The sequence below is a fragment of the Bradyrhizobium sp. Rc2d genome (genome assembly GCF_900099855.1).
Taxonomy (GTDB): Bacteria; Pseudomonadota; Alphaproteobacteria; order Rhizobiales; family Xanthobacteraceae; genus Bradyrhizobium.
The window spans coordinates 1-12,530 of sequence record NZ_FNCU01000023.1 but is presented as its reverse complement, the minus strand read 5'-3'; the positions used below and the strand labels follow the sequence as shown (position 1 = coordinate 12,530).

Below are 12,530 nucleotides of genomic sequence, written 5' to 3'. Positions count from 1 at the left end.
GTTCCACTCTGGAATAGAGGTTCTCTCACATGCTCACTGCATCCCGACTTCGCGGCCTGTTTCCCGCCATTCCGACCCCGGTGAAGGCCGACGACACCGTCGATGCCGCCGCCGTTTCGGCGCTGTTCGCCTGGCTCAACAAGCAGGGTATCGACGGCGTGGTGCCGCTCGGCGGCACTGGTGAATACGGCGCGCTGGCGCGCTCCGAGCGCATCAAGATGGCGGGCCTGTCGGTGAAGGCCATGAACGGCAGAGGTCCAGTGATCGGGGGCGTGCTGGACACCGGATTTCACGATGCGCTTACGGCGGGCAGGGAATTCGCCGCCGAGGGCGTGGACGGCCTGCTGGTCCTCACGCCATATTACACCAATCCGACTCAGGCGGGCATTCGCGACTATTTCCTGCGCTACGCCGACGCCTCGCCGGTGCCTGTCCTGATCTATGAAATCCCTTACCGCACCCGGATCGCGATCGAACCGAAGATCCTGCATGAGCTCTCCAGGCACCCCAATATCATCGGCATGAAGGCCTGCAATCTCGACATGTATCATTTCCTGCAGGTGGTTGCCGGCGTCGACGAGAGCTTTGCGGTGCTGAGCGGCGAAGACAGCCTGTTTCCACTGCATCTGGCAGCCGGCGCGAGGGGCGGCATCATCGTGACCGCGTGCCTGCTGCCGCGCGCCTGGCGGCAAATCTACGAGACGGCGATTGCCGGGCAAACCGCCGAGGCATTGAGTCTGCATCGTCGCCTGATCCCGCTCATGAACATGGCGTTTGCCGAAACCAATCCTGGGCCGATGAAGGCGGTGATGGACATGATTGGCGTCGACGCACCGCGCATGCTGGCACCCCTGGTCCAACCGGCGCCGGCGCTGGTATCCGATCTCCGCGCCGAATTCGGCAAGCAGTTGGCGGTTTCCGAGAACGTTGCATGATGGGGGGATGGCGACATGGCGCGTAGTGACCAGGGTGGCTCCCAGAAATCCGGCAAGGCCAAGAGTCCGGCAAGAGCTCGTGCTGCGACGCGTGTCGCCAAAAGTGCAGAGCCGGGACGCTCGTCCCTGTTCGTCGGCTCGACCGAGAAGGCGTTTCAGGTCCTGCATGCCTTCGATGGGCCGCGACGCTTCATGACACTTGCCGATATCGCACGGGCCGCCAATCTCGATCGCAGCGCGACGCAGCGCCTGGTCTACACGCTGGAATCGCTCGGTTATCTCAAGCGTATCGAGGGCACGCGCGACTACGGGCTGACGTCGAAGGTGCTGCAGTTCTCCCACAGCTATCTCAAGGCCAACGAGCTCATCGACAAGGCCTCGCCCTATCTTCTCGAGATGAGCCGCAATCTTGGCGAGACCTGCAACCTGCATGAGCTCGACGGCCACGAGGTCGTGTTCGTGGCGCGTTTCCCCGGCCGGCACCTGATCCATATCGACTTCGTGATCGGAAGCCGGCTGCCGGCGTACTTCACGGCGTCCGGCATAGCCATCCTGGCGGCCCTTCCGGAGGCTGAGCAACAGGACCTCTTGAAGCGTACGCGGCTTGAGCCACTCACGCCTTACACGATTACGGATCCCGGTAAGCTCATGGAGCAGGTGCACCTCGCCGCCAAGCGCGGCTATTCGATCCAGATTAACCAAAGCGTCATGGGCGATATTTCCGTCGCGGCGCCGATCATCGACGAGCACGGGCGGGCGATTGCCGCGGTCAACATCTCCGTACCGACGACGCGCTGGACCACGGAGCGTGTCGAGGCCGAGCTCGTTCAGCATGTTCACGTCGCCGCAACGTCGATCTCGAAGTCCAAGTTCAAACGCTACGCGGCCTGAAACGCCGATGCCGATGCTCCTCAATGCCAGCGACTATCGCCGCCGCGCGCGACGATTCCTTCCGCGCGGACTGTTCGAGTATATCGATCGCGGCTCGGAGGACGAAACGGCATTGATGCGCCTGCGTGCCTCGCTTGACGCCATTACCTTGCTGCCGGCGATGCTGACGGGGCAAGACAGGCGCGATCTCGACACGGTGTTGTTCGGTCGAAGGATCGCCGCGCCCCTCGTTGTCGCGCCAACGGCGCTCGCCGGTCTTGTTTCGCATGATGGGGAGACGAAGCTGGCCCGCGCGGCCTCGCGCGTCGGCATTCCCGTCTGCATCTCGACGCAATCGGTGACCACCGTGGAAGCAATCCGGCGCGGCGCCCCGGATGCCTTGCTCTGGTTCCAGCTCTATGTCTGGCGCGATCGCGCCCTGACCGGACGCCTCCTGGAGCGGGCGAGCGCCTGCGGCTGCGACAACCTGCTCGTCACGGTCGATACGCCGGTCTCGCCGAACCGGGAGTATAATGAACGCAACGGTTTCGGTATTCCTTTCAAACCGCGGCTGCGCAGCATGATCGACGTGGCACTGCATCCGGGTTGGCTGTTCGGGGTTCTGGCGCGCTATTTCGTGAGCGAGGGCATGCCGACCTACGGCCATTATCCGGAAGCATTCCGCACCGCCATCACCCGCGCTGACATCGCCGAGTCGGTCCGGATCGAGCCGCGGCTGAGCTGGGACGACATGCGCTGGCTGCGCGAGATCTGGCCGGGTAAACTCACCATCAAGGGTGTGCTCACGGTGGAGGATGCTGAAAAGGCGGTCGAGATCGGGGCCAACGGCATCGTGGTCTCGGCCCATGGCGGGCGCAATCTCGACTGTCTGCCGGCTCCGGCGGATTGCATTCCGGCGATTGTCGGCGCCGTGAAAGGCCGTCTGACGATTCTGGCCGACAGCGGCGTCCAGCGCGGCACCGACGTCCTGAAGTATCTGGCGCTGGGCGCGGAAGCTGTGCTTCTCGGCCGCTTGCCGCTTTGGGGGCTTGCAGCCAGGGGAGAGGCGGGCGCCGAATCTGTCCTGCGCATGGTCCTGCGCGAGATGGATACCGCCATGGCTTTCCTGGGAGCGCATCGCGCTCCGGCCTTGCGGCATGGGCGTGCGCGCCAGCAACGGAACTAAAATCGACACCAACATCAGGAAACCGCCATGTCCGTCAAATCAGCACCGCACACGCCTGCCGCCAATGCCGATCTTGCCGGCGAAGTCGACAGCCTCCTTCGCAGCGCTCGGTGTCGGCCGTCCCGTCTATACGGAGGGCACGCTTGTCGTTCGTACCCCGATCACTGGCAGGCCTATTGGCCGGGTCACCGAGGTCGGCGCTGGCGAGGCGACGTCCGTGATCGAGAAGGCCCACGCCGCGTTTTTGGGGTGGCGACTGGTGCCGGCGCCCAGGCGCGGGGAGCTGGTGCGGCTGCTCGGCGAGGAGCTGCGCGCCAACAAGGAGGTGCTGGGCCGCCTGGTGTCGATCGAGGTCGGCAAGATCACTTCCGAAGGCCTCGGAGAGGTTCAGGAGATGATCGACATCTGCGATTTCGCGGTAGGCCTGTCGCGCCAGCTCTACGGCCTGACGATCGCGACCGAGCGCAGCGAGCATCGCATGATGGAAAGCTGGCATCCGCTTGGGGTCACCGGCATCATCTCTGCGTTCAATTTTCCGGTCGCCGTATGGGCCTGGAACGCAGCCTTGGCGCTGGTGTGCGGCAACAGCCTGGTCTGGAAGCCCTCGGAGAAGACGCCGCTGACCGCGCTTGCGACACACGCCCTCTTTGAGGGCGCGCGCAAACGCTTCAATGAGGCCGGCGGAGGCGCGCCGCAGGGGCTTGCGGCAGTGCTGTTCGGCGGCCGTGAGATCGGCGAGGTGCTCGTGGACCATGCGAAGGTGCCGCTGGTCTCGGCCACCGGCTCCACGGCGATGGGACGCGCGGTCGGCCCGCGGCTCGCCAGCCGGTTCGCCCGGGCGCTGCTCGAACTCGGCGGCAACAACGCGGCGATCGTTGCGCCGACCGCCGACCTCGACCTCACGCTGCGCGGCGTCGCCTTTGCCGCGATGGGAACGGCGGGACAGCGCTGCACCACATTGCGCCGCCTGTTCGTCCACGAAAGCGTCTACGACAGCTTCATAGCGCGCCTTAAACAGGCCTATGCGTCCGTCACCGTCGGCTCTCCGCTGGAAGACGGTAACTTGGTTGGTCCGCTGATCGACGGCGCGGCCTATCGCGCGATGCGGAGTGCGCTCGAGGCTGCGACCGCTGCTGGAGGGCAGGTCCAAGGTGGCGAGCGGGTCGCCATCGAAGGGGCGGCTGACGCCTACTATGTCCGCCCGGCGCTGGTCGAGATCGCGGCGCAGACCGGACCGGTGGAGCACGAGACCTTTGCGCCTATCCTCTACGTGATGAAATATCGCGATTTCGATTCCGTGCTTGAGCTGCACAATGCCGTTCCGCAAGGGTTGTCGTCATCGATCTTCACCAACGATCTACGCGAAGCGGAAACTTTCTTGTCGGCCCGCGGCTCCGACTGCGGCATTGCCAACGTCAATATCGGCCCATCCGGCGCGGAGATTGGCGGCGCCTTCGGCGGTGAGAAGGAGACCGGCGGCGGACGCGAGTCCGGATCGGACGCGTGGAAAACGTATATGCGGCGTGTCACCAACACCATCAATTACGGTCGCACGCTCCCGCTGGCGCAAGGCGTCAAGTTCGACGTGGCGTGACCAATTGTGCCCGGGAAAGTCTCGTTCGATGGGATAGAACTTCGAGCCCGCGGCGAAGGAGCCGCATCAGTCAGAATCTACCAATCGGATTGCTCGTCTACGTTGGCAGCGCCAAAAGCGCGCTCACGCTCCAGTTTCCACGATATCGCCCGCTTTCGCACGGCCTGTGGTTCGCGACCGTTCAACATTTTTTGCCGAGAGCGTAAAGCGGCTCTCGCCCAGGATCGCGAGCTGCCTTATGCGCAGGAATGGATGAGGTATCGTAGGTTTGGCTGGTGTGGGGAAAGGTGGTAGCGCTCCACTGACTCGAACCCCCGACACATTCAGCGAGAGCGGCGCACAGCCCATCACCAACCGCGCGAAGGGGGCCTTCCGGTCGGTTGATCTCGGCCGGAGATCCCGCCGCGCATTCAAGATGCCTACTCCTCACCGAGCTCCGTTCTTCTTCAAGAACCTCGCAACGAAATCGCAACGAATTGGGCGAAACGACCGTGAACAAAACGGGACGGAAGCGACTGTCACATCAAGGAATATCAATAGCTTAGAAGATACTCACTGCGTTCGGGACGCAGGCGCTGCACTTTGGTCAAATCGCAACCTGAACCGAATGTCGTTATCGATGGCTGGTCAGCTCCGGCCTCTCCATGCGTGCTCCTGTGTTTGCCCAAAAGGAGCTCATCTAGCCCTTTCGTAGAAAGCGCTTGTCGGAGATGAGCTGATTGCCGGTGCGCGGTGTTTTCTCGCGTGTACGCGCATTCTTGAACTTGTGGTCGGGTGAGTAGGCAAACTTGGAGACCGCTGCGTCACAGGGTGTCGAACTTGAATTTCGACCTGCATCACCGGCGCTATGCGTCGCGCACCTTTACTGCCTTTGCGGCCTTCCGCTGCCGCTTGCCGAGGATGGCGTATTCTCACCTCAAGATAGATAGCGGAACAGGACGTAGATGGCGATCGCGAATATCAGCCCTGCGAAGACGGAGGTCAGAGCGCCCCGGCTGGATCCGAGCGACTTCGCCAACCGCGCTCCGATCAGCCCGCCGAAGATTCCCCCTCCTACGAAGAGGACAGCGATCTGCCAGTCGATCAGCCCGGAAAGGGCGTAGTTCGCTGCAGTGGTCAGTCCGAATGCGGTCACCGAGACCAGCGACGAGCCGATGGCATTGAGCATAGGCATGCCGGTCGCAAGCATGAGCGCAGGCACGATGAGAAAGCCCCTGCCAATCCCGAAGAACCCGGACAGTACACCGACGCCCAGACCCGATACGATCAGTTTCGGGAGGTTCTCCTTGGACAAGCTGACGGCCGAGTTGCCGACGTGAGCGCGATTGCGCAGCATCAGTCCGCCTACGACCATCATCAATACGGCGAAAAGAGCGAGCAGTCGCTGCCCGTCCATGATCTTGCCGAGTGTGGACCCGAGGTAGGCCCCGGCAACGCCGGCGACAGCAAAGGTCGTGGCGCAGCGCCATTTCACATTGCCGCTGCGAGCATGTGTCCCGAGGTTGGCGCCCGCATTGACCGCCACGGCGCTCGTACCGATGGCCACATGTGAATCGTTCAGACCGACCACGTACACCAGGAGTGGAACAGCGAGGATCGACCCGCCTCCGCCAACAAGACCGAGCGAAAAGCCGACGACAGAGCCGGAAGCCGCCGATAGAGCGGCTTGCGTCAACAGTGAATGCATTGCGGAACTCCGAGGTCGGCCCTTGCGGGGCGGCGGCCTGGCTTCGAGGACGTGCTGCAGACCCTACGGGCGCGTCCGCTTCGGCGGAATCATGAGCCTGTCAGCCGGGTTGTCCCGATCGCTTCCAGGCATCTAGCCCGCCGTCGAGAATGTAGGCTTCGCAAGCGCCGCCCACTTTCTCTGCGAGACGGGCGGCGTTCATCGAAGTCCTCGCGCCGCTCTTGCAGTGGAAGATCACGGCCTTTCCGGCTTTCACAGCCAAATTCGCTTCGTGCAATCTGGACAGTGGAAGATGGTGAGCGCCGGCAATGTTTTCGCGAGCGAATTCCTCTGCTTCGCGGATATCGACGAGGACAGCGCCCTGCTGCATGCGGCGGCGCGCGGCCGCGGGCTCGATTTTCGGAAGTGACATGGTTTGCTCCTGTTCAACGTCGTTTGGTCGGTTTGCAGTACAGTTCGTGCAGGGTTGCCAAGAGCCGCTCGATGCGCGCATCGGCGATCCGGTACCAAGAGGTCTGACTTTCGCGGCGGTAGGTCACCAGGCCTTCGTCACGCATCTTCCCCAGGTGCTGCGACAGCGCCGACTGGGACAGGCCGATGGAATCGGCAAGGGAGTTCACGCTCGCTTCTCCCAGTTCCACGAGTCTGCAAAGAATAAGCAGCCGCCGCTCGTTCGCCACGGCTCGCAACAGGGTTGCGATTTCTTGGGCGGCATTTTCGATGCTTTGCGAGTTGCAGACGACCGTCGGCACATCCGCCTCACGTGCTATTTAGACATTGCTAAATTAGGAGTCGCTAATATATCTGTCAAGAACCGAGGCATCGAAACGAGATAGGAGTGAGGCGATGGCGAAGCCGATCATTAAGGCCTTTTTCGACGAGCCGACGAATACGATCAGCTATCTGGTTGGCGATCCGGCGACCCAGGCAGCCGCCGTTATCGATCCCGTGCTCGATTACGACCACAATTCGGGCGCGGTCGATACGCGTTCCGTCAGGGCCATTCTTCACACGGCCGAAGATGCGGGCTATCGCGTCATCTGGGTGTTGGAGACACATGCTCACGCCGATCATCTGTCCGGGGCGCCGTACATCAAGGCGAAGACCGGCGCCCGGATCGGCATCGGCGAGCACATCAAAGACGTGCAGCGAATCTTTCGGCCGGTCTTCAACGCAACAGACCTGGCGACGGAGCGTCGCATGCCGATTGCATTTCGTGCTCGATGATGCGGATATGGTTGGGCGACGGGCGGAGGAGCTAGTTGCGCTCACCACCGAGCAGGGCTTTGCCTTCTTTCTCGCGATGGGGACGGCATATCGCGGCTGGACGCTGGCCGAGGCCGGCGACGCCGAAGCCGGGGTGGACTTACTGCGGCGCGGTATCGAGGGATTCCAGGCGTCCGGCGCAGCGTGGACTCTTCCGTTCTACCTCGCGCAGCTCGCGGCAGCCGAGGCAAAGGCTGCGCGATTTGAAACCGGGCTCGGTCAACTATCCGACGCCTTGGCACTCACCGAGAAATTGGGGGTGCGATGGTTCGAGGCCGAGCTGCATCGGCGACGAGGCGAGTTGATGCTGGCGGCTCGGCCGGGCGCCGAAGCCGAGGCGGAGACCGAGTTTCGCCACGCCATTGCGATTGCTCGCCAGCAGGAGGCGAAACTCTGGGAACTTCGCTCTGCCGTCAGTCTCGCCCGGCTCTGGCATGGTCAGGACAAGGTTGATGAAGCACGCGGTCTTCTCGCGCCGGTCTACGGTTGGTTCAACGAGGGCTTCGACATTCGCGACTTGAAGGAAAGCAAGGCACTGCTGGAATATCTCGGCGTAGACAGTTTCTGAAGGCAAGGCGGAAGGGGCTTCGCCTAGCGCGTCAGGCCAATCTTGCGGTATGGTCCTTTGAGTGGGCGCAGCCAAGCGAGAAACCCCGAACCAAATAGTCGCTGGCTTCAGTGCCTACAGGCACTCGGGACAAGTGTCCCCGATCCCGTCCAGGACTTCCGCTACGGCGACGGCAGCCGCCTCTGGCGAGACCCCGTGCGGCGGCGTCTCTCGAGCGATCTCGATCGCGCGATCGCGGGCATGAGGATCCGTGCGGTCCTGCATCCAACCATGCTCCTCGCATTCACGAATGGCGCCAGCTTCCAACAACACCGACCGAGCCCAGCCATCGATCGTGCGATAAGCAGGGCGTCGCTCCCGGAACATCAACATCACAAACTCCATCGACGCGGAAGGAATCGCCATCCAAACCCGCCGTTCCGGCGGATAGCACAGAGCAGGGATTCGAAATGCGCAGGCTTAGCCTTGTCCACCTGTTCCAGTGAAGGTCTGTGGACAGCTATTGTCCCGATTTCATGAGCTTCCCGTGTTCGCAGGCTTGGCACGTCGCGAAGCTGAAGTCGCGGAGCGTTGCACATTTGCAACCCGCGCAGGCGTTCGAGGTAGTAAGCTGCTCGATCAGAATGATCGAAACATATTTCGTGTTTACTTCGACAGGCATTAGCGGGGGCGAAAAATGTTTGATGTCTATCGCAATGGGAAGCGTGACTTGCTCGTTCTAAGCACAGGCTCCGCGATACCCGGGGCTTACTCTGCAAATAAGTGGCGCAAGAGCAGAAAAAGAATTCTCAAAGTAAGCGACGAGATTAGGTCAACGGTTCAGCGACAAGGGTATTACGTTCGTAGCTTGCGGGCGACGAAGAAGGGGATGATTTAGGGCATGTACTCATTAAGCGGCTGGCCGACTGGTGTCGGGTTAACCCCCAACAGCGGTCCAAGAGCGGGCATTCTCCTAGGTCGCAGGTGGGCCAGAAGCGGTCATTCGATCGCCTCGTCCGTACTGCGCAGCGGGCTATTCGGGCAACCCCGCTTTCCGAAGACCCTCAATAAACAGCTTTGAGTTTTTGGGGACCCGGGCGATCCACGCCGATATTGTAAAGGCGGGATCGATCTCAAGCACACGCGCCGCCGCCTCGTGCGCCTCAGCGTCACGTCCGAGATGGGCGAAGGCGGATGCGAGGCCGCGGCAAGCTGGCATAAAGGAGGGATTCTGACGAAGGGCTTTCTTCAATACGACGATCGCCTCGTCAAAGCGGCGAAGCCCCATAAGGGCATGCCCAATGCCAAGAAACGTCATGTGTAGCAGCGGGTCTACCGGGCTCATGCGAATGGCACGTTCAAAGCTTCGGATCGCTTCCTCCGGCAGCCCCGCCATTAGATAGACCCAGCCTCTGTTGTTCCAAGTGCGCCATGAATTTGGGTTGAGCGCGACCGCCCGGTCAGCCATTTCGATCTCGCCTTCACTATCGCCGACCATGCCCGCCGAGATTACGGCAACCCTTGACAGCGTGTCCGGATCACCATCATCGATCCTCAATGCCAAACGAGCAAGCCTAACTGCTTCCTTGCAGTCGAACTGGGGATCGTTGGCATAGCCTAAAGCGACGTTGCTCGCATGACAGTCACCTGCCAGAGCCGCTGCAAGGCCGAACCTCGGGTCCAGCTCCAAAGCGCGATGAGCCAGCCTGATCGCCTCGGCCAAACTTTCGCGGGTCGTCAGGTAATACTGTTGCTGGGCTCGGAGAAAAAAGTCATAGGCAGTGAGGTTCTCTGGTCGCCGCCGCGTCGCCATTTCAATTTCTGTTTGAAGCATCTTTGGCTGAATAGCCGAGACAACGGAGAGCGTTACTTCGTCCTGGAGAGCGAAAACGTCGATCAGATCACGCTCGAATCTGTCCGCCCATAGATGCGCGCCAGTAACCGCATCGATCAACTGCCCTGTGATGCGAACTTTCCCCGATGCCTTCCGCACAGACCCCCCGAGGACATAGCGCACGCCGAGCCTTCGCCCGACTTCCTTGATATCGACCGTTCGGCCCTTGAAGGTGAAGCTCGAATTGCGCGCGATCACGAACAGCGACTTGAAGCGCGACAGCGCGGTGATGATGTCTTCGACGATACCGTCGGCAAAGTATTCCTGCTCGGGGTCGCCACTCATGTTATGGAACGGCAGAACGGCGATGGAAGGCTTGTCGGGCAGCGCGAGGGGGTGCGCAGTCTCGGTCGGCGTTTTTGTTGCCGGCGAAGAGCTTGGTCCGATGCGCACGCGCCAAGCCCGGATCGGTTCGGCGATATTCTTGAGAGTTTGAGTGCCCATATCCTCTATGGTGCTCTCAACCTTGCCACGAACCTGCCGGTGAGCATCGTCGGAAATGCAAATCCCACCCGGCTCTGCGATCCCTTCGAGACGCACTGCAATGTTGACACCATCACCAAAGATATCATCGTCTGCGATGATAATATCACCCAGGTGAATGCCGATGCGAAATTCGATCCGCTTGTCCTGCGGCACATCGGTATTTTGTTCTGCCACGCCGCGTTGGACGTCGTCGGCACATCGCACGGCGTCGACCACGCTGGCGAACTCAACGAGAGCGCCGTCCCCGGTGTTCTTGACAATACGTCCGTGATGCTGAGCGATTTTGGGATCGAAAAGCGTCTTTCTGAGAGCTTTCAGTTGCGCCAGCGTGCCTTCTTCGTCGATCCCTATTAAGCGGCAAGAGCCCACGACATCCGCCGCCAGAATAGCCGCCAATCGCCGCTCTACGTGCTCGCTGCTCAAGATGCACCCCCCGGGCTCGGGGAAAACCTAATGTTCAATAGCACAATTGTGGGCCGATGTCCGGCTATGCCCACGTCCGAAATGGGTCTTGGCCGTGTAAAAACGGCCTTACTGGGCCGTCAAAACTGGACCGACCTCAGGCCGCGATCGCGGCGATCAGCGGCCTGATCCCGAGGATATTCATTGCTCGGGTCAGATTATAGGCCAGAACCGAGAGAGCCATCTCGGCGGCTACCTTTGGGAGAGTTTTGGTCAGGAAGTGCGTCGCCCCCATGCGTGCCTTCATCGTGCCGAACGGATGCTCCACAGTCTCGCGCCGAAGGCGCATGGCGAGCGGGTTCGCGTCGAGCCGCTGCTGCACGGCGTCGAGCAGATCCTCGTGCTCCCATCGCGTGATTCGTCGCTCTGACCCGGGCGTGCACTGGGCTTTGATCGAACAATTCTTACAGGCGTTGGTCCAGTAGCGCCGCAGCATCTTGTCGGCTTCTTCGTTTGTATAGCGATACGGCAATCGCTCCCCGGCCGGACAACGATAGGCGTCTTCCTCCGGCAAATAGACGAAGTCCTGCTTACCGAAGCGTCCGTCTGACTTGGCGCCCGAAGTCATCGGCTTGGGCAAAGTTACCGTGATGCCGGCCTCGTGGCAGGCGAGGATCTCCGGGCTACTGAAGTAGCCGCGATCGGCAACGGCCTCGAGCGTCTCAGCCTTCAGAACAGCCTTCGCCTGCCTGGCCATATTGGCAAGTTGTGCCCGATCGGAGCCGCTGTTCGTCACCTCATGCGCGATGATCAGGTGATGGTCGGTGTCGACGGCGACTTGGACATTGTAGCCGACAACGCCGGATCCGCGGCCGCTGGTTGCCATCGAACGGCTATCCGGATCGGTCAGGGAGATTTGCTGATCCGGCGAAGCAAGCATCTGCTTCTCGTAGGCAGCAAGCTTCCCCATTTCTTCCTTCAGCTTGGTCAGTTTCTCGGTAAGCCTCGTCACCTTCGCCGCCAGTGCCTCGCTCGGCTCCTGTCGGTCGGCCGTGTCAAGTTGGCTCAGGTAGCGCGCGACGCTCTCCTCCAGCTGCGCGCGCCGCCGCTCCACCTTCGCGCGCGTAAAGTTCCTGTCCCGGTTGTTCACGGCCTTGAACTTGCTCCCATCGATGGCGACGCTCGCCGTCGTGAGAAGGCCCATCCCGCGGCAGAGCTCGACAAAGCGCGCACAGACCTTACGCAGCCCCAGGCTGTTGTCCTTGCGGAAGTCCGCGATGGTCTTGTGATCGGGAGCAAGCCGACCCAGCAGCCACATCACCTCGATGTTGCGTCCGGCCTCTCGTTCCAGCCGCCGGCTTGATTGCACCCGGTTCAGATAGCCGTAGATGTAAAGCTTCAGGAGAACCGAGGGGTGATACGACGGCCGGCCAGTCGCCGCCGGCGCAACTCCATTGAAGCACATCTCGGCCAGATCGAGCGCATCGACAAACTCGTCGATCGCGCGAACAGCGTTGTTCTCGTCAATGAAATCATCGAGGCATTCAGGCAGCAGCGTCCGTTGCCCACGATCCGCCCCCTCAACGAAGCGCCTCATCAATTCCCCCTCAGAATCACGGGAGAATCATAACAGCGGGACTGTGTTTTCACACAGCCAGGGTCA

At 61.5% G+C, this 12,530-nt stretch carries 12 protein-coding genes and 1 pseudogene; 7 read left to right on the top strand and 6 right to left on the bottom strand.

Annotated elements, in window-relative coordinates; all coding sequences use genetic code 11:
* The first annotated feature begins 29 nt into the window (after positions 1–29).
* From dapA to amaB, 4 genes are all read left to right on the top strand, one after another.
* Positions 30–935, top strand: a complete 906-nt coding sequence (dapA, locus tag BLV07_RS25875; protein ID WP_091891427.1) for a 4-hydroxy-tetrahydrodipicolinate synthase — start codon at positions 30–32, stop codon at positions 933–935.
* Between the two features lie 15 nt (positions 936–950).
* Positions 951–1,826: an IclR family transcriptional regulator gene (locus BLV07_RS25870; protein WP_091891424.1), complete on the top strand. Its 876-nt coding sequence runs from the start codon at positions 951–953 to the stop codon at positions 1,824–1,826.
* A 7-nt stretch (positions 1,827–1,833) separates the two neighbouring features.
* On the top strand, positions 1,834–2,991 hold the full coding sequence (locus BLV07_RS25865; protein WP_091891421.1) for an alpha-hydroxy acid oxidase: 1,158 nt from the start codon (positions 1,834–1,836) through the stop codon (positions 2,989–2,991).
* Between the two features lie 64 nt (positions 2,992–3,055).
* A complete protein-coding gene (gene amaB / locus BLV07_RS25860) occupies positions 3,056–4,585 on the top strand; it encodes an L-piperidine-6-carboxylate dehydrogenase (protein ID WP_091891418.1) in 1,530 nt (509 codons plus the stop codon).
* A 916-nt stretch (positions 4,586–5,501) separates the two neighbouring features.
* On the opposite strand, the gene BLV07_RS25855 is transcribed toward amaB, so the two are convergent.
* From BLV07_RS25855 to BLV07_RS25845, 3 genes are all read right to left on the bottom strand, one after another.
* Positions 5,502–6,272 (bottom strand): sulfite exporter TauE/SafE family protein, encoded by a 771-nt coding sequence (locus BLV07_RS25855; RefSeq protein ID WP_091891415.1) that lies wholly within the window; start codon positions 6,270–6,272, stop codon positions 5,502–5,504.
* Between the two features lie 100 nt (positions 6,273–6,372).
* Positions 6,373–6,615 carry a rhodanese-like domain-containing protein gene (locus BLV07_RS50375; protein ID WP_502690220.1) on the bottom strand — a complete coding sequence of 81 codons (243 nt, stop codon included), beginning with the start codon at positions 6,613–6,615 and terminating at the stop codon, positions 6,373–6,375.
* 82 nt (positions 6,616–6,697) lie between these two features.
* Positions 6,698–7,024 (bottom strand): ArsR/SmtB family transcription factor, encoded by a 327-nt coding sequence (locus BLV07_RS25845; protein ID WP_091891408.1) that lies wholly within the window; start codon positions 7,022–7,024, stop codon positions 6,698–6,700.
* 94 nt (positions 7,025–7,118) lie between these two features.
* On the opposite strand from BLV07_RS25845, the pseudogene BLV07_RS25840 reads away from it, so the two are divergent.
* Together BLV07_RS25840 and BLV07_RS25835 are read left to right on the top strand one after the other, a co-directional pair.
* A pseudogene (locus tag BLV07_RS25840) lies at positions 7,119–7,466 on the top strand (MBL fold metallo-hydrolase); the annotation flags it as partial.
* 13 nt (positions 7,467–7,479) lie between these two features.
* On the top strand, positions 7,480–8,106 hold the full coding sequence (locus BLV07_RS25835; RefSeq protein ID WP_143035493.1) for a hypothetical protein: 627 nt from the start codon (positions 7,480–7,482) through the stop codon (positions 8,104–8,106).
* Positions 8,107–8,220: 114 nt separating this feature from the next.
* On the opposite strand, the gene BLV07_RS25830 is transcribed toward BLV07_RS25835, so the two are convergent.
* Complete coding sequence (locus BLV07_RS25830) at positions 8,221–8,478, bottom strand: hypothetical protein (RefSeq protein ID WP_091891706.1); 258 nt, start codon at positions 8,476–8,478, stop codon at positions 8,221–8,223.
* A gap of 304 nt (positions 8,479–8,782) precedes the next feature.
* Between BLV07_RS25830 and BLV07_RS48980 the strand changes: the two genes are divergently transcribed.
* On the top strand, positions 8,783–8,983 hold the full coding sequence (locus BLV07_RS48980) for a hypothetical protein (protein WP_091891403.1): 201 nt from the start codon (positions 8,783–8,785) through the stop codon (positions 8,981–8,983).
* 135 nt (positions 8,984–9,118) lie between these two features.
* Here BLV07_RS48980 and BLV07_RS25820 read toward each other — a convergent pair whose 3' ends face one another.
* Positions 9,119–10,888, bottom strand: a complete 1,770-nt coding sequence (locus BLV07_RS25820) for an adenylate/guanylate cyclase domain-containing protein (protein ID WP_091891400.1) — start codon at positions 10,886–10,888, stop codon at positions 9,119–9,121.
* A 136-nt stretch (positions 10,889–11,024) separates the two neighbouring features.
* Entirely contained in the window at positions 11,025–12,464 is a 1,440-nt protein-coding gene (locus BLV07_RS25815; RefSeq protein WP_091891397.1) for an IS1182 family transposase, read from the bottom strand.
* Between the last annotated feature and the right edge of the window lie 66 nt (positions 12,465–12,530).